At 64.4% G+C, this 21,249-nt stretch carries 17 protein-coding genes; 8 read left to right on the plus strand and 9 right to left on the minus strand.

All coding sequences use genetic code 11. The annotated features are described in order from the left end of the window. Positions 1-125: 125 nt before the first annotated feature. Together ftsA and ftsZ are read left to right on the plus strand one after the other, a co-directional pair. Complete coding sequence (ftsA, locus tag HN018_RS14085; protein WP_239479309.1) at positions 126-1,370, plus strand: cell division protein FtsA; 1,245 nt, start codon at positions 126-128, stop codon at positions 1,368-1,370. 84 nt (positions 1,371-1,454) lie between these two features. Next, entirely contained in the window at positions 1,455-3,050 is a 1,596-nt protein-coding gene (gene ftsZ / locus HN018_RS14090; RefSeq protein WP_171833450.1) for a cell division protein FtsZ, read from the plus strand. 422 nt (positions 3,051-3,472) lie between these two features. Here the strand turns inward: ftsZ and HN018_RS14095 are convergent, their stop codons facing one another. From HN018_RS14095 to HN018_RS14135, 9 genes are all read right to left on the minus strand, one after another. Beyond that, a complete protein-coding gene (locus HN018_RS14095; RefSeq protein WP_239478669.1) occupies positions 3,473-4,450 on the minus strand; it encodes an acetamidase/formamidase family protein in 978 nt (325 codons plus the stop codon). A gap of 89 nt (positions 4,451-4,539) precedes the next feature. Continuing rightward, entirely contained in the window at positions 4,540-5,190 is a 651-nt protein-coding gene (locus HN018_RS14100) for an ABC transporter ATP-binding protein (protein ID WP_239478671.1), read from the minus strand. Positions 5,191-5,239: 49 nt separating this feature from the next. Beyond that, positions 5,240-5,959, minus strand: a complete 720-nt coding sequence (locus HN018_RS14105) for an ABC transporter ATP-binding protein (RefSeq protein ID WP_171833448.1) — start codon at positions 5,957-5,959, stop codon at positions 5,240-5,242. Continuing rightward, complete coding sequence (locus HN018_RS14110) at positions 5,956-7,008, minus strand: branched-chain amino acid ABC transporter permease (RefSeq protein ID WP_171833447.1); 1,053 nt, start codon at positions 7,006-7,008, stop codon at positions 5,956-5,958. The genes HN018_RS14105 and HN018_RS14110 overlap by 4 nt, the downstream gene beginning before the upstream one ends. Beyond that, complete coding sequence (locus HN018_RS14115) at positions 7,005-7,871, minus strand: ABC transporter permease subunit (RefSeq protein ID WP_171833446.1); 867 nt, start codon at positions 7,869-7,871, stop codon at positions 7,005-7,007. The genes HN018_RS14110 and HN018_RS14115 overlap by 4 nt, the downstream gene beginning before the upstream one ends. 25 nt (positions 7,872-7,896) lie before the next feature. Beyond that, complete coding sequence (locus HN018_RS14120) at positions 7,897-9,093, minus strand: urea ABC transporter substrate-binding protein (RefSeq protein ID WP_171833578.1); 1,197 nt, start codon at positions 9,091-9,093, stop codon at positions 7,897-7,899. A 34-nt stretch (positions 9,094-9,127) separates the two neighbouring features. Beyond that, positions 9,128-9,772, minus strand: coding sequence for an ANTAR domain-containing response regulator (locus tag HN018_RS14125; RefSeq protein ID WP_171833445.1), 645 nt, complete (start codon positions 9,770-9,772; stop codon positions 9,128-9,130). Further along, positions 9,769-10,944 carry a transporter substrate-binding domain-containing protein gene (locus tag HN018_RS14130; protein ID WP_338033973.1) on the minus strand — a complete coding sequence of 392 codons (1,176 nt, stop codon included), beginning with the start codon at positions 10,942-10,944 and terminating at the stop codon, positions 9,769-9,771. Before HN018_RS14130 ends, HN018_RS14125 begins: the two co-directional genes overlap by 4 nt. A 564-nt stretch (positions 10,945-11,508) precedes the next feature. Beyond that, on the minus strand, positions 11,509-12,864 hold the full coding sequence (locus HN018_RS14135) for an amidohydrolase family protein (protein WP_171833443.1): 1,356 nt from the start codon (positions 12,862-12,864) through the stop codon (positions 11,509-11,511). Positions 12,865-13,104: 240 nt separating this feature from the next. On the opposite strand from HN018_RS14135, the gene lpxC reads away from it, so the two are divergent. From lpxC to HN018_RS14165, 6 genes are all read left to right on the plus strand, one after another. Then, positions 13,105-14,130, plus strand: coding sequence for a UDP-3-O-acyl-N-acetylglucosamine deacetylase (gene lpxC / locus HN018_RS14140; RefSeq protein WP_171833577.1), 1,026 nt, complete (start codon positions 13,105-13,107; stop codon positions 14,128-14,130). A gap of 95 nt (positions 14,131-14,225) precedes the next feature. Next, on the plus strand, positions 14,226-15,116 hold the full coding sequence (locus tag HN018_RS14145) for an outer membrane protein assembly factor BamD (protein WP_171833442.1): 891 nt from the start codon (positions 14,226-14,228) through the stop codon (positions 15,114-15,116). A 54-nt stretch (positions 15,117-15,170) separates the two neighbouring features. Next, positions 15,171-16,907: a DNA repair protein RecN gene (gene recN / locus HN018_RS14150; RefSeq protein ID WP_171833441.1), complete on the plus strand. Its 1,737-nt coding sequence runs from the start codon at positions 15,171-15,173 to the stop codon at positions 16,905-16,907. Positions 16,908-16,966: 59 nt separating this feature from the next. Continuing rightward, positions 16,967-19,015: an NAD-dependent DNA ligase LigA gene (ligA, locus tag HN018_RS14155; protein WP_171833576.1), complete on the plus strand. Its 2,049-nt coding sequence runs from the start codon at positions 16,967-16,969 to the stop codon at positions 19,013-19,015. A 308-nt stretch (positions 19,016-19,323) separates the two neighbouring features. Further along, on the plus strand, positions 19,324-20,823 hold the full coding sequence (locus HN018_RS14160) for a diguanylate cyclase domain-containing protein (protein WP_171833440.1): 1,500 nt from the start codon (positions 19,324-19,326) through the stop codon (positions 20,821-20,823). Between the two features lie 97 nt (positions 20,824-20,920). Further along, complete coding sequence (locus HN018_RS14165) at positions 20,921-21,244, plus strand: hypothetical protein (RefSeq protein ID WP_239478675.1); 324 nt, start codon at positions 20,921-20,923, stop codon at positions 21,242-21,244. The last annotated feature ends 5 nt before the right edge of the window (positions 21,245-21,249 follow it).

Here is a 21,249-nt window from a genome sequence, read left to right on the forward strand (position 1 = left end):
GTGGACGTCGCGTGGCGCGACGGACCCAGGAGCCAGCGGAACCCGGACTGCTGCCGCGGCTGGCCGCACCAGCGCCGGAGCAGTCGCGCCTGCTGGCGTTGCCGCCGCCGGACACCGCGCAGATCATGCGCAAGCGCACATACCGGCCGGGCATCTTCGGCGTGCTGGATATCGGCACCACCAAGATCACCTGCCTGATCGGCCGCGGCGACAGCGACGGGACGCTCCGCGTCATGGGCTGCGGCTGGCAGCGGAGCCGTGGCGTGCGTCTCGGCGGTATCACCGACCTCGCCGAGGCAGAGCGGGCGATCCGGGCGGCGGTCGGCCAGGCCGAGAGCCAGGCGGACCACCATCTGCGCTCGGTGACCGTCAACCTGTCCTGCGGCCAGCCGGAAAGCCGGCTGTTCAACGTGCGCTGGCCGGTCGGCGGGCGTGCGGTGACCGACGCCGACATCCGGCGCGTGGTGAACGAGGGCCGCAACCGGGCCGTGACGGACGGGCGCGACGTCATCCATGCGCTGCCGCTGGCCTTCTCGGTCGACGAGACCACCGGCGTCGAGGATCCGCGCGGGCATCACTGCGAGCAGCTGTCGGCACGGCTGCACGTTATCGACGCGTCGTCGATGGCGCTGCGAAACCTCGCCGCCGTGCTGGCCCGCTGCGACCTCGACATTACCGAGCTGGTCGCTGCCCCGCTGGCGTCCGGCCTGTCGGTGCTGGTCGAGGACGAGCGCGAGCTTGGCGCCACCGTGGTCGACATGGGCGGCGGCACCACCTCGATGGCGGTGTTCGCGGAAGGCCAGATCCTGCACACCTCGCAGCTTCCGGTCGGCGGGCTGCATGTCACCAAGGACATCGCGGGCATGATCTCGACGCCGCTGGGCAGCGCCGAGCGGCTGAAGGTCATCTACGGCAACGCCGAGACCAGCTCCGACGACGACCGCGAGATGCTGAACGTCCAGCTTATCGGCGAGGACGAGCACCAGTTCACCCGCATGGCGCGCAGCCGGATCGTCAGCGTGATCCGTCCGCGCATCGAGGAGACCTTCGAGCTGGTGCGCGACCGGCTCGACGGCGCCGGCCTCGGTCGCGCCGCCGCCGGGCGCGTGGTGCTGACCGGCGGCGCCAGCCAGCTCGACGGGATCACGCCGATGGCGGCGCGCATCCTGAACCGGCAGGTCCGGCTCGGACGCCCGATCGGCGTGCGGGGCCTGCCCGACAATGCGACCGGTCCGGGGTTCGCCACCCCGGTCGGCCTGCTCGCATGGGCGGCCGGCGCCGGCCGCACCCTGCACGACATCGATTTCAACGAGCCGCGCCCACCAGGCCTGGTGCGGCGGCTCGTCGAATTCTTGCGGGAGCGTGTCTGACATGACGCTCTCCGCAACGATCCAGAACACCAGGCCGCCGTCGGCGGTCGATTGCCAAGCCTCCAGAACCCGGGGAGACCGCCTATGACTCTCAACCTGACGATTCCGCAGCAGACCTATTCGGACTTCACTCCGCGGATCACCGTGATCGGTGTCGGCGGCGGCGGCACCAATGCGGTCGACAACATGATCCAGCTCCAGCTCCAGGGCGTGGAGTTCGTGGTCGCCAACACCGACGCCCAGCAGCTCACGCACAGCCGCGCCGACCGGCGCGTGCAGCTCGGGCCACACCTGACCCAGGGCCTGGGCGCCGGAGCCAAGCCGGAGATCGGGCGCGCCGCCGCCGAGGAAGCCGCCGACGAGCTCGCCCGTCACATGGACGGCGCGCACATGATCTTCATCACCGCCGGCATGGGGGGCGGCACCGGCACCGGTGCGGCGCCGGTGATCGCCCGCATGGCGCGCGAGCGCGGCATCCTCACCGTCGGCGTGGTGACCAAGCCATTCACCTTCGAAGGCATGCGTCGTGCCAAGGCGGCCGATGCCGGCATCATCGAGCTGCAGCAGTTCGTCGACACGCTGATCGTCATCCCGAACCAGAACCTGTTCCGCCTGGCCAACGAGCGTACCGGCTGGAAGGAAGCGTTCAAGATGGCCGACCACGTGCTCTACATGGGCGTGCGCGGCGTCACCGACCTGATGGTCGCACCGGGCCTGGTGAACCTCGATTTCGCCGACATCCGCACCGTCATGGCCGAGATGGGCAAGGCGATGATGGGCACCGGCGAGGCCGACGGCGAGAACCGCGCGATCCGCGCCGCCGAGGCCGCGATCTCCAACCCGCTGCTCGAGGATACCTCGATGGCCGGCGCGCGCGGCCTGCTGATCAACATCACCGGCGGCGAGGACATGACCCTGTTCGAGGTCGACCAGGCCGCCAACCGTATCCGCGAGGAAGTCGCCGAGGACGCCAACATCATCTTCGGCTCGGCGATCGACGAGAACCTGACCGGCCGCGTCCGCGTGTCGGTGGTGGCGACCGGCATCGATACGCCGATCGCCCAGTCCGAGCGTCCCCGCCTGGTCGCGGTCGGCGGGATGCAGCCGACCGGGCTGCACGCCGTCAGCAGCCATCCAGAGCAGGCGCAGCCCGGCCACCAGCCGGTCCATACCGGACCGATCGGTGCGCCCGTGCTGAACCAGAGCGCCGCAGCAGCGGCGGCCTATGCCGAGCAGGCCGCTCACGCGCCGGCGCCGGCTTCGTCGCCGGCAATGTCGCATGGCCCGACACATGCACTGTCGCAATCGTCGGCGGCGCCGACCCAGATCGGTGCGCTGCGTCCATCGATGCCGCAATACTCGAACGAGGCATCCGGCAGCCAGGCACCCTCGGCGCACGCCTTGCCGCACCAGCTTCCGAATGCACGGCCCGCCTCGCCGCGCTCGGGACTGTTCTCCGAGCCGCCGCGTCAGGCGCCCGAGCCGGTCGTTCCTGCACCGTCCCGCAGCTTGTTCGGGATCGTGACGGGTGCTTTGCGTGGCCGGGCTGCACAGCCGGCTCCGATGCTCCGTTCGGAACCATCGGTGTCGGAACCCGAGCCGTCCGCGACGGTCCGTCCGGCAGCGGGCGAGGAAGTCGGTCTCGACATCCCCGCCTTCCTGCGCCGCCAGTCGAACTGAGCTAAAGGTTCGGGGTCTTTCTGAAGGTTCAGAACAGGCCCCGGACCTCGTTCGGCATCGGTTCTCGTCCAGCCGTCGGCCTTACGCATAAGGGCCGCCGAAACGTCCCGCCGACGAGATCAAAAGCCGGAAACACGGCGCTCACCTGCGCTACCCCGAAACGACCACCGAGATCGTTTTCGACGCGCTCGTGCAGCTCATGGCACGGCTTACCGGTGCCTCACCCGCGATGATCTCCTTTATCGATGCCGACTATCCGCCTTTAAGGCGCGTTTCGATACAGAGGCGATCAAGACTTTAAGCAACTCGGCCTGCTCGATGGCATCGAAGTCCAGCGAGGAGGCTGTTGTGCCGGAGTATCGGGCAGCTACCTTAACCACGCTGCGTGGTAGGCCGTCATCAGGGCAGTCTTCTCCTGCGGATCAGGTTTGGTGCCCCTGCAGGATCGACTTCTTGATGGAGGCACCGAGCGTATATTTTGGATCGACCATGTTGCCGAGCCGGACACGGCCACACTGCGTCAGCAACATGTAGGCTTCAATTTCGTCGAAGCCGAAATCCGCCGCGAGCCAGCGCACAAGCTCAAGATAGGCGATACGCGCGGCATCCTCCATCGGACGAGCCGACCCGATGGTCATGTAGAATTCTGAATTCTCGAGGCGCGGCCAGCGGATGGTCCACTGCTTGATCAGGTCAACCTGTATGGTCGTCACCGTGGGGTGTTCCAGCGCCACTCCGCAGAGCTCGCCATCACCCTGCGTAGCGTGGCAGTCACCCAGATACAGCAAAGCGCCCGGCACCTGTACCGGCAAATAGATTACCGAGTCCGGCGCCACGTCGGGCACGTCCATGTTCCCGCCATAATAGTCGGGGTGCAGCGACGAGATGGCTTCGATCTCGGGCGACGTGCCGATCGTGCCGATGAAGGGCTCGTAGGGTAGCGTGATCCGGTCGCTCCACACGGTGCCATGCTCGGCGGTTACATGGAGCTTCTTGACCCGCTCTGGCAGCGCCGGATTCAGCAGCGCGGTACTGCCGGTGGAAACAAGGCCCCCGAACTCCGGCATGATGAGAGTCGTGCCAACGGGCTGCGGCCCACGCGGGCGGATTGACTTGATATAGACCGCAAGACAATCCCCCTTTTCTGCCCCTGCGACGTAGATCGGGCCGTTCTGTGGATTCAGGAACGGGAAATTGAGGATCTCCGATGGGCTGTCGGTTTCCGATTGGATTTTACCCTCGAAGGCGTCATGCGTTTCCACCGACACGACAGCGCCTGGTTCAACTTGCAGGACCGGCGTTGCATAGGGCCCATAGACGTAATGATACTTTCCCTGATCGGCTTCCGTCATGCTGTGTTCGCTGGTGACCTGTCCGCCCGCGACGCCCTTGCGCGCCATGATCGAGTTCCCGAACCAAGACATCATGTGTTCTCCTGTCTGAAGCATGGCCACATCATCATGCTGGACCTTGCAAATTAACTGGATAGTCAAACGGCGAGGTGCCGCCGCATCGCCGCACGGTCGTGCAGATCGGTGGCCGCGAGTTCGGCCGTGATCCTTCCCTTGTCCATCACGTAGCAACGTTGAGCGACGGTCTGGATCATGTCGAGATTCTGCTCCACGAGCATGACGGTGATGCCGGTTTCCCGGTTCAACGTCATGATGATGCGGGCTATATCCTGCACCACGGACGGCTGGATACCTTCCGATGGTTCGTCAAGCAGCAGCACGTTCGGCTGACCGATCAATGCGCGCCCGATTGCCAGTTGCTGTTGCTGCCCACCGGACAACGTGCCCGCGCGCTGCCGCCTGCGTTCGTGCAGGATCGGGAAATAATCATACACCCGCTGATAACCGCCCGGCTTGCCTGCACGCTTGGATTCGGCGACCTGAAGATTTTCCTCGACGCTCAGTCGAGGGAAAACGTCCCGCCCCTGCGGCACATACCCGAGGCCTCGTCGTGCGCGAAGATGCGGCGTCAGGCCACCGATCGGTGTCCCATCGAGGTGAATATCGCCGCTCATGGTGGGCAGCAATCCGATCAGGGTTCGCATCAGGGTGGATTTCCCGACGCCGTTGCGGCCGATCACCGCGACGATCTCCCCAGCCTTCGCTTCGAGATCGACGCCCTGCAGCACCGGCTTGCCGCCGTACCCTGCCCGCAGACTTTTAACGTCGAGAAGCGGATCAGTCATGCGACTCTCCGAGGTAGATCTCAGCCACCCGCTCGTCTGCGACGATGGTATCGATCGAGCCCTGGGCAAAAATACGACCCAGGTGCAGCACCGTTACCGTATGCGCAACCTGGCGCACGAACTCCATGTCGTGCTCCACCGCCAGCACGGTGACGCCATCGGCATTCAGCGCCTTCAACAACTCTCCGGTCGCATGCGTCTCCTGCGGCGACATGCCCGCGGTCGGTTCGTCGAGCAGCAGCAGGCGCGGCTTCAGGGCGACCGCCATGCCGATCTCCAGCCACTGCTTCTGCCCGTGGCTGAGATTACCCGCAGGTTGCGAGGCGGAATTTCGAAGGTCGAGAAATTCTAGGAGACGGTCGGTCTCCGCATCCAGTCGATGCCGCTCGATATGATGCTGCAGGGCGATTTCCAGATTCTGCCGGGTACTGAGCGCCTGAAAGATCCCGGGCACCTGGAATTTGACGCTGATCCCCATGCGTATGCGCTGAAACGGCCTGAGTGCCGTGATGTCCTGTCCCGCATAGAGGATATGGCCACCTGACGGCGCGTAGACGCCCAGGATGAGCCGGAACAATGTACTTTTACCGGCGCCATTGGGGCCGATCAGGCAATGGATCTCGCCTTCCTGCAGAGCGAGATCCACATCGTTGGTCACATGGAGGCCGCCAAAACGCTTGTTCAGGCCCGTCGTCTGCAACAGCGCTGTCATAACGCGTCGTCCCGGCGGAGCCGACGCCGCAACAGCGTGTAGATCGGACCGGCAATCAGACCTTGCGGTGCAACCAGAACCGTCACGACCAGCAGGAACCCCATCACCACGAGCGCATACTGGCTGCCGTAGATCGTGAGAGCCTGGAAACCGGCCAGCACGATAAGCGTCCCGACCAGCGTTGCCGTCAGGTCGCCGCGACCGCTGACGGCAACCCATACGATCGGGAGTGCGGCTGCCGCGAGTCCCATGCTGGACGGTGTGATATACTGCCCCCAGGACGTGTAGAGCGTCCCGCTGAGGCCAGCCAGCGCACTGCCGATAACGAAGGCTGCCAACTGGTATCGCCGGATGTCGTAGCCGAGCATTTCCGCCCGTTCCGGGTTTTCACGGATAGCAACCAGGACGTTGCCGAAACGCGAATTCACCAGCATCCGGAGACCGAGATAAACCAGCACGACCAGGGCAAGGACGAAATAATAAAGGCCGATATCGGGGAAAAGCACAAGATCACCGCCGAACCAGGGCAGCGTGAGCGGCGGCATATTGTTCATGCCGTTATAGCCATTCAGGCGCGCTTTCCCGATATGCCATTCGGGACCCGCGGTCTGCGACATGAACCGCTCGAACACCAGGGTAATCGAAAGCGTCACGATCCCCAGGAAAACCCCGCTGATCCGTCCGAAGAACATGAAATAGCCCAGCACCGTGGCGAACAGGGCGGAGACCACCACAGAGGCCAGCAATGCCGCGATCGTCAGGCCATGGGCGCTGCCCAGGTCGACGGTCATCACCCCGTAAACATAGCCCGACAACCCAAAAAACGCGGTCTGTCCGAAAGAAAGGGCGCCGCAATAGCCCCAGATCAGGCAGAGCCCGAGTGCCATGAACACCCAATCGAGAAAATAAACCGTATTGCCGACCGTGTAGCCGTCGGTCATCACCGGGAAGCCGATGGCAATCAGCAGGACAAGGATAAAGCCGGCCCAGAACAGCCTGCCACGTCCGAGGGTCTGCGGCCCTTCCAGCAGGTGGATCAGTCGGATCATGAGCTGCGCTTCTGCAACAGCCACCCGGAAACACCGTTCGGCAGTATCCGGATCATGGCGATCACCGCGACCAGCAGGGCGATCTGGCCCGCCAACTGGCCCTCCCAGGACGTTGCGACGGCCTTGATCACGCCGAGCGCCGCTGCCGCAGGTGCCGTACCGATGAACACGTCGGCCCCGCCGATCACCACGGTCGCGAATGCTTCCATCAGGAACGTAGCGCCCATGGTCGGCACGATGGTCATGGTCGGCGCGTAGAGACCGCCGGTCAGACCTGCCAGCGCGGCTCCGAGGCCGAAGGTCAGGCTATAGACAAGACGGGTATCGACCCCGAGCGCCTCGGCCATGTGCGGCACCTGGATGGTGGCCCGGGCCACCGTGCCGTAGCGGGTGGCGTTGAACAGGATGTAGAGGCCGACCAGAAGCAAAACCGCGGCGCCGATCAGCACCAGTCGATAGATCGGGTAGGAGTAGCCCCCGAACGGTACGCTGCCGAAAGGCGTTCCGATCCCGGGAAGGCTGGATCCCAGGACGATCAGCGTGCCTTGCGTCGCGATCAGGCTGATGCCCCAGGTGGCGACGATACTGTCCAGCGGCCGGCCATAAAGGTGGCGGATAACCAGTCGCTCGAGCGCGATGCCGACGATCCCGGCTACCAGTGCACCGGAAAGGATCGCGAACGGGAGCGGCACACCGAGCCGGGTGACGCTGACCGTCACATAGGCGCCGCACATGATGAACTCGCCATGGGCGAGATTGATCACACCCATCATGCCGAAAATCACCGCAAGTCCCAGCGAGGACAACACCAGGAAGGCGAAGGCATCGCCGCACTGGTAAAGCAGGTTGATCAGGTCCGTCATGCAGCCTCCACTGGGTCGCGTCCGATCAGAGCTTCGGCGGTGGGCTGCTGGGAGTGTATTGGGTCTGCGGATCCTTCTTGGTCAGATCGCATCCGGAGTCGCCGAGCCAGTAGGGCTTGATGTCGTGCCAGACCTTCGGAAAACTGATCGAGTGATCGTCATTCACTTTCGCAAGGTAGATGGTGTGCGACACGTGCTGGCTCTTGGGATCGATGCACATCCGTCCCTCCGGCGCATCGATACAAACGTCGCCCTGGTCGATAATCGCACGGAGATCACTGCGCTTGGTGGAACCGTGTGCGCGCTCCACCATCTGCTTGTAGAGATACAGCGCAGCATATGAATTCTCGGCTTCTTGGTTGACATAAGGCTCATGCGGGAACTTCGCATGCCAGCGGGCAAGGAATTCCTTGCTCGCCGGGGTATCGACTTCCTCGATATAATTGGTCGTCACATACATGTTCGCGAGGGTGGGCGGCGGGAAGCGCTTGTGCTCGTAGCCTTGGCCGATATTGACGGAGCTGCCCATCGGAACCTTGAGGTTTGCCGCGGCGGCCTGGCCGTAATAGGAGGCCTGAGCCGTTCCTACCAGGAGCGTCATCAGGATGTCGGGTTTGGCTTTCTGGATGTTCTGGATCGTCTGCGAGAACTGCGAAACGCCGAGAGGGATGAATTCCTCCCCGACCATCTTTCCGCCGTTCTTCTTGACGATGTTGCGGACCCATTCGGCGGAGATCTGGCCGAAATTATAGTCGGCAGCGATCGTGTAGATGTTCTTTCCGAACTTCTCCATCATCCACGGGATCAGGGTCGAGAATTGCTGCTCCGGTACAGCTCCTGTGACGACCATGTGGCTGTCGCAGACGCCGCCTTCATACTGATTATTATAGAAGGCAAAACCATCCAGCTGATCGACGATGGGCCGGTAGGCCTCGCGCGACGCACTGGAGAAACCAGCAAAAACGACATCCACCTTATCACGCTGGAGCACCCGGCGCATAAACTGCTGGTAGCGCGTGTTGTCGGACTGGGTGTCGTAGATTACGAGATCGATCTTCCGTCCGGCAATGCCGCCTTTCGCATTGATCTCGTCGGTGGCCAACTCGATGCCATGCACCTTGCCGATCGTCGCAAGTGAAAAGTCTCCCGACTGGTCCTCGAGCACGCCAAGCTTGATCGGGTCGGCCGCCAGGGCTCGCTGACCTGCGAGACTGGCCATCATCAAGGCACCGAGGCATGCGCTACGCAGCAACAGATTACGCACGATCTCTCTCCTGTGTGTTTATTGCAGAGCAAGTGTCGCTCGACGCAGGCTGGTTGTCCCGCAGCCAGGCTTCGCAGAAATCCTCGATGCCGAGGCGGCTTCGCATTGCCGCGCGGCGCAATACGTCGAAGGCGGTCTCATCGTCCATTGCTTCACGTTGCATCATGAGCAGTATTGCCTTCACCAGATGACGGCGGCCACGCCGCCGCTTTTCATTGTCAGCCAGAAAGTCCTCGGCCTGCTGTCGGCGCCGGAAGGCATTGATCCCCAGGTAGAGGGACGAATAGACGGCTCCACCATGCACGGGTTTGTGCAGGAATGCCGTCGCACCGGCCTCTGTCAGCATGCGCAGGCGGCTCGGCGCCTCGCTCCCGACCAGGCCGATGACCGGGACGGGCAGCCTGCTCTCGGTCATGGCGGTCACGAAGGCGACCGGCAGGCCGGGATCACCGTCGATGATCACGACGTCCCGCTCTGGCAGCAGGGTCGAGTTGACGGCTGAGAGACTCTGCTCATGGACGTGCTCGACATCGAGTCCGAGCCTCGTCAGGGTAACTCGCAACACATCCGGCACGACCGGACTGACGACGATGGCGCGGAAGCCCTGAAAGTTCTGGATCAGGCGCGTCGGCGTCATGAAACGATCCTCAGCTTCGGTATCTGGCTGATCTCCAGACGAGGTGCATTGCAGACCAGGTACGGATCCGGCTTCAGGGGCACGGCTGCGGCCTGTACGATTCCAAAACTACCGTCGGCCCGTGACAGTCCGATACGCGGGGTGAGAAAGGCATGCATGGTATTGGGATCGAGATGTATCTGACCCTGTGGAGCCTGTAGCACCTGCTGGCCTGCGACCGACAGCACTGCATCGATGGCATCGGTTCCCGCAGCTTTCAGCGCAAGAGCCAGAAGATGGACTGCAACATAGGATGCCTCCGCGTCGGCGGAAACGACCGGGCCGATCGGGAAGCGCTGGCTGTAACGAGTCACGAAGCGCCTATTTTCGGGGCTGTCGATCGACGAGAAATAAACGCTGGAACTGATATGGCCATCACGCGCCGCCGGCTCGATTTCGGCGAGTTCCGGTTCGGACAGGCTGCAGCTCAACACTGGAAATGTTCGTGCCTGATCGATGTTCCGGCGTGCGCAGGCGTCGCGGAACAGACTGAAAAAACGGTAGGCCGAACGGCCAATCAGGGTATTGAATACATAGTCCGGACGCGCGGCGAATATAGTATCGATGACATGGCTGAAATCCTCGTCACCGACTGGAAAATAACGCTCTCCAACAATCGAGCCGCCGCGCGACGACAAGACCTCACGTACGACCCGGTTGTTTTCCCAAGCCCAGATATAGTTGGAACCGATACAAAACAGGCGGCGATGCGGCTGGTCCAGGACGTAATCTATGAGGGGGACGATATGCTGGTTCGGCACAGCACCGGTGTAGACAACGTTGGAGGAGCTTTCGAACCCTTCATAGTGCGACGGATACCAGAGCAAGGCCTCGCGCTTCTCCATCAGGGGGATCAGTTCCTTGCGGCTCGACGAAGTATAACAGCCGACAACATGCCGGGTCCCTGCATCGAGCAGATCGCGGCAGATCGGCGCATACCGCGCAGTTTCGCCCTGAGGATCGGCCATGATCGGCTTCAGCCGCACACCATGGTCCGTGGCATTATTGACCTCCTCCAACGCGAGGATCGCACCGTTTAGTATAGATCGCCCGACAACGTCGTACGGTCCTGTCGATGATGAAAGCAGGCCTATTGGATAAGTCGCCACGGATCTGCCTCCATATGCCTGCACAAGCGACTAGTGGCGTAAGCTGCCACGGCCACGGTGCCCATTTATTAAGTTGTGTGGGATGTTTGTAGGCGCCCTGGATAAGCTACGGTGCTCAGCGCCTAAAGATTAGGCTGTAAGATCGTCGCGCGGCTGTCAAGCAGATAAAACCCGCTTGATTGCCCGATCGAGGTTGTTTTACCAATGCTGCCGCAAATGAGATCGTCAGGTTGGAGTGCGACCTCAGAGGGTCAGGCCGGACCCGGATGAGCAGGCTTGCGGGTAGCGATCCGCACCGCCCCCGACCGTGCAAAATCGACAGCATAAAGCGGCGCCTTGTAATATACCGACGGCAACCGGAACTCCGCTGCTTAGTATCAAGCACGCCAGAACCCAGTCGTCTTGCTTCGGACGGTAGATGCACCGCGTTGCCTTCAAGCAAAGGCTCCGGGAAGGCGGCAGGAGCATCGGTAATCGTTACCGTAACGACGCCTCGCATTGCATCGGCTGGTTGTAATGATCAAGGTGGCGACACCAGTCCCCGTGCAGCTTGAGCACGATTGCGAAGACCCGGCGCACGGCTGACCGTCAGCTCGGACGCAGGCTGTCTAGATAGGCTTCCCGGCGGGCAAACAGCGGTGGCGCCGCACGCCGCGCCTCGGCGATGATCTCGGCCAGGTCCGCAGTTTTCAGAACGCCGTCCTCGACCACCACGTGCCCGTCGATCATCGTCAGCGACACGTCGCTGCCACGCACGGCATGCACCAGGTTATGATGCAGGTTGGCATAGCGGCCACGGTCGAACAGCGGCGTCATCCTTGGCGTATCGCTGCGCACCGCGATCAGGTCGGCCTTCTTGCCCACTTCCAGCGAGCCGATCTCGTGATCTAGCCCGATGCAGCGCGCGCCCTCGATCGTCGCCATCTCCAGCGCGTCCCACGCATCCAGCGCCGTAGCGTCCATGCGGCTCAGCTTGGCGAGCAGGGACGCGGTCTTCATCTCCTCGAACATGTCGAGATTGTTGTTCTCCTTCTCCCCGTCGGTGCCGAGCCCGACAGCCACGCCCGCCGCACGCAGGTCGATCACCCGTGCGGCGCCGCTGGCGAGCTTCATGTTGCTGACCGGATTATGTGCGACCGCGACCTTGTTGCGCGCCAGCGTCCCGATGTCCGCATCGTCCAGCCAGACACAATGCGCCAGCAGCACATGGTCCGGTTCCAGCAGGCCGAGCCGCTCCAGCGCCTGCACCGGGCGGCACCCGAACTGCCGGGTCACCTCGGCCGCCTCCATCTGCGCTTCGGCAATGTGGGTGCTGAGCCCGGTGCGGAAACGCTTGGCCATTTCTACGGCGCGGCGCCTTCCCGGCTCGTCGGTGTAGAAAAGATGCTCCAGCCCGACCCACGCATGGATGCGGCCCGACTGCTTGCCGTGCCAGCGCTCCAGCAATGCCTCGTTATCGTCGAGCGTATCGAAATACGTGTAGTCCGGGTGGGCACCGACATACGGCACCATCACCAGCCGGTTGCCGATCCCTGCCGCGGCCCGCGCGCTGCCGTCCATGAACCGCCACATATCGACCACCGTCGTGGTGCCGCTCAGCACGCTCTCGGCGTAGCAGAGCCAGGACGCCGCCTCCGCCTCGGAGGCAAGCAGCACCCGATGCATCGGGTTGATGTAGGTCTCCAGCCAGTCCCACACCGGCAGACCTTCGGCGGTCCCGCGCAGCAGCCCGGAGTGGCAATGCGCGTTCACCAAGCCGGGCAAGACCACGTGGTTGCGCAAGGCAATGTGGGTCGCGTCCGCGGCCGTCGGGACAACATCGCGCGCCGGTCCGATCGCGAGGATCCGGCCGTCATCGATGAGGATGGCCGCATCCGTGATCACTCCGCGTTCGGGCCCGGGTGCCATCGTGAGGATGTGGTCGGCGGTCAGGAGCTGTCGCATGAGGCCTCGAGGCTGGGGCGGGTTTAGGCAATATCACTGGAACGATCCGGCCATCCCTGGCTGCCAGCCAACCGGTAGGACAGCAATAAGCATGTCGAATCAATTGCTTGCGACGAAATACTCGGCAATAATCATTGACTGGCCGGCTATGCAGTCCACGTTTAAAGACCCCTCTACGCAATGATCGTTCCGCAGCGTGCGTGGTCGCGGTCAGGTTGCAGGGAGTAGTTCATGGACGGTATGTCTTCCGGCCTGGTCGTCGATTTCGCCCATGAGCCGGATCAGCTGTTCATCGGCGACGCGCCTGCCTCCGAGGCGCATAGTGTGGCGCTCGGCCACCCGGCAGGCTACCAGCCGCGGATCGGTCGTACACGCCAGTTCACCTTGTCCAATCCGATCTCCTGCACCGGTGTCGGGCTGCATTCCGGACATCCGGTTACCCTGACCTTGCGGCCTGCGGCCGAGGATACCGGAATCGTGTTCAGGCGCGTCGACCTCGGCCTGGACATGCCGGCGCGTTTCGACCGGGTCATCGATACGCGGCTGTGCACGATGCTGGCACCGGCGGATCGTCCGGACGCCCGAATCGCGACCGTCGAGCACGTCATGGCCGCCTTGTCGGCATGCGGCGTCGATAATGTCGTGGTCGAGCTGGACGGACCCGAAGTCCCGGTTCTCGACGGCAGCAGCGCGCCGTTCGTGTTCCTGATCGATTGTGCCGGCCGGACCGAGCAGACGGCGGCCCGTGCCGCGATAGAAATCCTGAAGCCCGTCCGCGTCGAGGAGAACGGCGCGTTCGCCGAGCTTCGTCCATCGCACGCACCAGGTCTGTCCATGTCCATGTCGATCGCCTTCTCGGCGTCGGCCATCGGACGCCAGGCCTATACGATGCGGCTGAGCGAGCACGGATTTCGCGGCGAACTCGCGGATTGCCGTACCTTCACTCTGCGCAGCGAGATCGAGGCACTCCGCACGGCCGGCCTGGCGCGTGGCGGCAGCCTGGACAACGCCGTCGTAGTGGATGGCGGAACCATCCTGAATCCTGCGGGCCTGCGCCGCCCGGACGAGTTCGTGCGGCACAAGATGCTGGATGCGATCGGCGATCTCGCATTGGCGGGACATCCGATGCGGGGCGCGTTTATCGGCAACCGGTCCGGTCATGGTCTGAACAACCGGCTTCTGCATGCCCTATTCGCCGACCGTGGCGCCTGGCGCCTGTCCGGCCGCGCCATCACCGACCAGCGCACGGTGCAGCCGACCGCCTGACATCGGTCGATCTTGACACCGGCCTGTCCGGAACGCCTTCTCGCGGCACGACCGCATGGTATAAGGCGGTCCTCAACTCAAGAGCCGGCAGGTCTATGTCGTCCAATACGTCACATGTCTCCCGGCTGTTCACGGTCCCCTTCCTGCTGGCACTGCTGGGCGGGTGCTCCACGCTCGACAGCCTGAACCCGTTCTCCGACTCCAAGCCGGCCCCGCAGGCCGAGAACGTGCCGCAGACTCCGGAAGGCCTGTATAATAACGGGATCGATGCGCTGCATGGCGGCCGCTACAAGCTTGCGGTCACGCAGTTCGAGAACATCCAGCAGAACTTCCCCTATTCTGGATACACGGCGAACGCCCAGCTCATGGAGGGCTACGCCTACTATCTGCAGAACCAGTATTCGGACGCCGTTTCGCAGGTGGACCGGTTCCTGCAGCTGCACCCGACCAGCGGCGATGCGGCCTACGCGTACTACCTGCGCGCCCTCTGCTACTACGAGCAGATCGCCGACATCCAGCGCGACCAGCAGGGCACCGTCCAGGCGATGAACGCACTGCAGGACGTGATCACCCGGTTCCCGAACACCTCCTACGCCCGCGACGCCCGCCTCAAGATCGACCTCTGCCGCGATCATCTCGCCGGCAAGGAGATGCTGGTCGGACGTTATTACGAGGGCCAGCATTATTACGAGGCGGCGATCAACCGCTACCAGCGCGTCGTGCAGGACTTCCAGACCACCAATCACGCTGCCGAGGCACTGCACCGGCTGGTCGAGGTCTATCTGAAGCTCGGCCTGACCGACCAGGCCCGCAAGACCGCCTCCGTGCTCGGCTACAACTATCCGGGCAGCACATGGTATCAGGATAGCTACGCCGATCTCCGCAGTGCCGGGGCACTCGACGCCTCGGTCAGCGAGCCGGGACAGCCGCCCGTTCCGGCGCAGCAGCGTGGGTTCTTCGGCCGCACCTTCCATTCGATCTTCTGACGATCGTCGGTTCCGGACCCTCGAACCCGTGTCCGGGACGACCATCTCTTTCCCATGCTGACCCAACTCTCGATCCGCGACGTCGTGCTGATCGAGAAGCTGGACCTCATGCTGCACAAGGGCCTCACGGTCCTGACCGGCGAGACCGGTGCCGGCAAGTCCATCCTTCTCGACAGCCTCGGCCTGGCCCTCGGCGAACGATCGGCGACCGGCCTCGTGCGCGCCGGTGCCGAGCAGGCCAGCGTCAGTGCATGCTTCGACATGGGGCCGAATCATCCGGTCCATGACCTGCTCAACGAGCAGGGTATTGGCCATGAGCCCGGCGAACCGATCGTGCTTCGGCGCATCGTCACCAGGGATGGCCGCTCGCGCGCCTATGTGAACGACCAGCCGGTCGCCGTGTCGCTGCTGCGGCGCACCGGCGCGCTGCTGGTCGAGATCCAGGGCCAGCACGAGCAGATGGGCCTGGCCGATCAGGCGACCCATCTCGACCTGCTCGACGCGTTCGGGGTGAAGCCCGCCCTGCGCTCGGCGATCGCCACCCGGCACAAGGCCTGGATCGCGGCCCGCGCGGAGCTGGCCCAGGCCCGCAGCCGGATCGAGGAAGCCGCGCGAGAGGAGGAATGGCTGCGTCGCGCAGTACAGGACCTTGCGGCGCTCGGAACCCAGGAAGACGAGGAGAACCAGCTCGCGGCGACGCGGCTGACATTGCAGCAGGGCGAGCGCCGCGCCGAGGCGATCACCGCCGCGATGTCCGAGCTGACCCCGCGCGACCGGCGCAGCGGTGGCGGTCCGGCGGCCGCGTTGCGAGCAGCCAGCCGCGCGCTGCAGCGATTGCTGCCGGCCACCACGGCGGTCGCCAGCGCGGATGCCGAAACCATGCTGCAGGCCGATGGTCCGCAAGCGCAGGCGCAGGCGGCACTCGACGCATTGGATCAGGCCGAGGCCGCGCTTTCGGATGCCGAAGGGCTGCTGTCCCGGCTCGCATCCGACCACGATGCCGACCCGAAGCTCCTGGAACAGACCGAGGAGCGCCTGTTCGCGCTTCGTGCCAGCGCCCGCAAGCACGGCGTGTCGGTGGTCGAACTGCCCGGCCTGCTGCTCGAGCTTCGGTCGCGCCTCGACGCGCTCGAGACCGGCAATGCCCGGATCGAGGCGCTGGAGCGTGCGGTGACCGAAACGCGCCGGGCGTTCGAGACGGAGGGTGCTGCCCTGACGGCAGCGCGCACCACCGCCTCAAAGCGCCTGGAGACCGCCGTCATGGCCGAGCTCAAGCCGCTCCGGCTGGAACGCGCGCGCTTCATCGTCTCGCTCGAGGCGCTGCCGGCCGAGTCCTGGACTGCTCGCGGCATGGAGCAGTCCTCGTTCCTGATCGCCGCCAATCCCGGCCAGCCGCCCGGGCCGCTCGCGCGCGTAGCCTCCGGTGGCGAGCTGTCGCGGCTGATGCTGGCACTCAAGGTCGTTCTCGCCGGACGCTCGGCGATCCCGACCCTGGTGTTCGACGAGGTGGATTCCGGCGTCGGCGGCGCTACGGCGGCATCGATCGGCGAACGGCTGGCGCGGGTGGCGGATGGGGTCCAGGTGCTGGTCGTGACCCACAGCCCGCAGGTTGCTGCACGCGGCAACAACCATCTGCGTATCGCCAAGCAGGTGACGCGCGAACGAACCGAGACCCGCGCCGAGCCGTTGGACGGCGACGCTCGACGCGAGGAGATTGCCCGGATGCTGGCCGGCGAAACCATCACCGAGGCGGCCCGCAAGGCGGCCGACAGCCTGCTCGGGATCGCGTAGTGGCGGCCAAGGCGCCGCCAACGGAAGCGCGCGAGCTGGGCACGATCGAGCCGGACGGGCTGGACGAAACCGAGGCAGCGGCCGAGCTGTCCAGCCTTGCGGTGGCACTGGCGCGGCTGAGCCATGCCTATCACGTGGACGATGCGCCCGAGGCGAGCGACGCCGAATATGACGCGTTGCTCCGTCGCAACGAAGCGATCGAGCGCCGCTTTCCCAGGCTGGTCCGGGCCGACACCCCATCGGCCAAGGTGGGTGCCGCGCCCGAGGGCGGCTTTGCCAAGCACCAGCACCTCGTGCCGATGCTGTCGCTGGACAATGTCTTCGATCGCGCCGAGTTCGAGGCGTTTGCCGCCCGCGCGCGCCGGTTCCTCGGGCTGAAGGACGAGGCCGATACCAGGCTTCGGTTCGTCGCCGAGCCAAAGATCGACGGGCTGTCGATCAGCCTCACCTACGAGGATGGGCATTTCGTTGGCGGCGCCACCCGTGGCGACGGCACCACCGGCGAGGACGTGACCGCCAACCTGCGCACGCTCAAGGGCCTGCCGGAGCGCTTGGCCGGCAAGGCCCCCGGCCTGATCGAGATCCGTGGCGAGGTGTTCCTGCAGAAGGTGGACTTCCTGGCGCTCAACCAGCACCAGGCCGATGCCGGGCAGCGCCTGTTCGCCAACCCGCGCAATGCAGCCGCGGGATCGTTGCGCCAGCTCGACCCGGAGATCACCGCGGGCCGGCCATTGTCGTTATTTGCCTACGCACAGGGCCGTTCCAGCGAGCGGATTGCGGACACCCATTCCGGCTATCTGGACCAGCTGCGCGCGTGGGGGTTCAGCGTAAATCCACTGTCGGACGTGCTGGAGAATGCCGAGGAGGCGGAGCGGTTCCAAACCGAGCTGGCCCTGAAACGATCGGCCCTCGCCTATGATATCGACGGCGTCGTCTACAAGATCGACGACATCGCCCTGCAGGAGCGGCTCGGCTTCGTGGGGCGCGCGCCACGCTGGGCGGTGGCTTGGAAGTTCCCGGCCGAGCAGGCCGTCACCCGGCTGCTCGAGATCCGCATCCAGGTCGGACGCACCGGCGCGCTGACCCCGGTCGCGGTGCTGGAGCCGGTCAATGTCGGAGGGGTGCTGGTCACGCGGGCGACCCTGCACAACGAGGACGAGATCGCGCGCAAGGACGTGCGGCCGGGCGACCGGGTCCAGCTGCAACGGGCCGGCGACGTGATCCCGCAGATCCTGGGACGGGTGCCGGAAGATGGCGTCGAGCGTGGCGAGCCCTACGTGTTTCCCGACCATTGCCCGGCCTGCGGCTCCAAGGCAGTGCGGCCTGAGGGCGAGGTGGTGGTGCGCTGCACCGGCGGCCTGGTCTGTCCGGCGCAGACCGTCGAGCGGCTGATCCACCTGGTGTCGCGGCCCGCGTTCGACATCGACGGGCTTGGCGACAAGTCGATCCAGGAGTTCCACGACGCGGGGCTGATTCGAACGCCCGCCGATATCTTCCGGCTGAAGCCCGAGGACCTGGACGGGCGCGAAGGCTGGAAGGCCACCTCGATCGCCAAGCTGATGCGGGCCATCGAGGCGAGACGCACCATCCCGCTGGCCCGCTTCATCTACGGGTTGGGCATTCGCCGCATCGGCGAGACCAACGCCAAACTGCTGGCCCGTCATTATGGCAGCTATGCCGAGTGGCGGGCGCAGATGCTGCTCGCCACCACGATCGGCTCTGACGAACGGTTGGCGCTTGGCAGCATCTCGCGCGTGGGCCCGTCCATCGCCGACGAATTGGCGACGTTCTTTTCGGAGGAGCACAACCGCATTGCCGTGGACGAGTTGGCCGCCCTGCTGACGATCACCGACGAGGTCGCCCCGGAGAGTGCCGCCCTCGCCGGCAAGACCATCGTATTCACCGGCACGCTGGCGACCATGACCCGTCCGGAAGCGAAGGCGATGGCCGAGCGCCTTGGCGCCAAGGTGACCGACACCGTCAGCCAGAAGACAGATCTCGTGGTGCTCGGCGCGGAAGCCGGATCTAAGGCGAAGAAAGCCGCTTTGCTCGGGATCGCCACGCTCGACGAGCCGGCATGGCGGGAGCTGGCCGGATTAGCCGATTGAGTGACAAGGGGATGCCATCACAAAAGTTCCGTGACAATTCGGTTGATACGGCATCGGAACTTATAAATCATTGACTTTTGACGACGTGTCGTTGCAAATATGGGACGAAGCGTGGTCATCCGCCGCTCCCGTTCCAGATTATTCCTGTTCGACCGACTGCAGTCATTCTGCGGACCGAACGCCATGACCTAAGCGGGAAACTCGTTGACTGCAACTCGATCTGCAGTGTTACCATAGGTAGCGTATCGGTTGGCGCAGCTGATAATCTCCTGGTTCGGCTGAGCCGCTTGAATTCCTGGAGAAAGTAGATGGCAGATCGGCGGACGCTCTGTCGCGCCGCCGAACCGGACCGCGGCCCTCTGGTTGCAGCGCTCCTCGTCCTCATGTTCGGGACGATGGTCCTGGTGGCGCGGCTCTTCTGCGCAGACTTGGACGGATATACGTCGTTCTGGCCGGCCAATGCCGCCATGGTCGGTGCGCTGCTGACGCTGAGGTTGCGTTACTCGATCCCAGTCCTGATCGGCTGCTTCTGGCTGAACCTCGGCCTGAACGTCCTGGGTTTTCTCTCGCCCCAGGAGAGCCTGCTTGCCTGCATCGTGAATGTTGTCCAGGCGGTTATCGTCGCGGTCCTGACGCGACGATATTGCGGTGCGCTGACCGACCTTACCCGCTTCCGCAGGTTCGCGACGTTCACGCTTATCGCCTTGGCGGTCACGATCGCCGATTCTGCGGTTGGGGTGAGCATCGAGAAACTGGTCCTGCACGACGATAGCAGCGTCGTTCGCGACTGGGCGCAATGGGTCCTGTGCGACCTGTTCGGCTTGCTGGTCGCGACGCCCGTGGTCATCCTGGTGATCAGGAACATCGGCAGGAGCTGGCGGATCACCCACGCGCTGGTCGAACCGGTGATCCTGCTGGTGCTGACCGTTGTGCTGACGTTCGTCAGCTTCATGTTCTCCCACTCTCCGTTGTTCCTGTTGATCTTCCCGGTGATGGTCATGCTGGCCTTCCGGGCCAGGCCGATCTGGGTCCTCACCTCCGTGCTGGTCGTCTCGATATTCGTCTCCGCGATGACGGCGCATAATCTCGGGCCGATCGCCCTGCTATCCCCCGATGGGCAACTCATGCGCGAGAACATGCTGCAGCCGTACCTGCTGTCGCTGTTGCTGTCCGCGTTGCCGGCGAGCAACGCACTCGGCGAGAAGCTCCGGACGTCGCGACGGCTCGCGCAGCTGACCAGCAACCTCGAGCACGCGGCGACCCACGACCCGCTGACCACGCTGATGAATCGTCAATTGTTCAAGAAGCACCTGGCTGGTTGCGTTCGGGCCGGAAAGAACGGGGTCGTCCTGTTTATCGACCTCGACCATTTCAAACGGGTAAACGACGTGCACGGCCACCAGACCGGCGACGAGGTCCTGTGGATCTTCGGCAAGCGGATCGGGGAGTGCGCGCGCCGTCTTGGCGGCGAGGCCGCCCGCTTCGGCGGCGACGAGTTCGCGATGCTGATCCCCGACCAGGACTCCGGACAGGATATCGACGCCCTCTGCGGGTCGATCCTGCGGACCGCGCGCATACCCTACCAGGTCGGCCACGTGACCGTCCTGATGTCGGTCAGCATCGGCGCGGCGGGCATGCAGGTCGGCCATGGCGACACCGACACGTTGCTACGGAACGTGGACCTGGCGATGTACTCCGCAAAGAATACCGGCCGCGACAACTACCGGGTCTTCAACGACGAGTTGAAATGGGCGATCACCTACGCAAACGAGAACGAGCCTCGTCCGGATCAGCGCACTGGCCTGTAGAGCGGCATCGGTCTGATGCCTGTCATGATACGACACGCAACATGCGGAACCGTGCGGTCGTTCTTCCTGCTACCGATACCGCTACAGGATGACCGACATGGCCGAGACCGAGGATGACGCGCGCGAACGGCGGCTACGACGTCTGATCGGCCGGCTGCCGGCGCGTGTCGGGCGATGGATCGAGTGGCTCCGCCGCCCCGCCAACCTCGTCGTGCGCATCCCGGCCGGCCTGCTGCTGATCGCGGGCGGCTTTCTCGCGATCCTGCCGGTGTTCGGGCTCTGGATGCTGCCGCTGGGCATCGTGCTGCTGGCCGAGGACATTCCCTGGCTGAAACGCGCGACCGGCCGTTCCCTGGCCTGGATCGAACGCCGCCACCCGACCTGGCTCGGGCCGGCCGAGGCGGACGGCAACCAGCGATGAGCCGC

Origin of the sequence: Lichenicola cladoniae, assembly GCF_013201075.1 — a bacterium.
GTDB lineage: Bacteria > Pseudomonadota > Alphaproteobacteria > Acetobacterales > Acetobacteraceae > Lichenicola > Lichenicola cladoniae.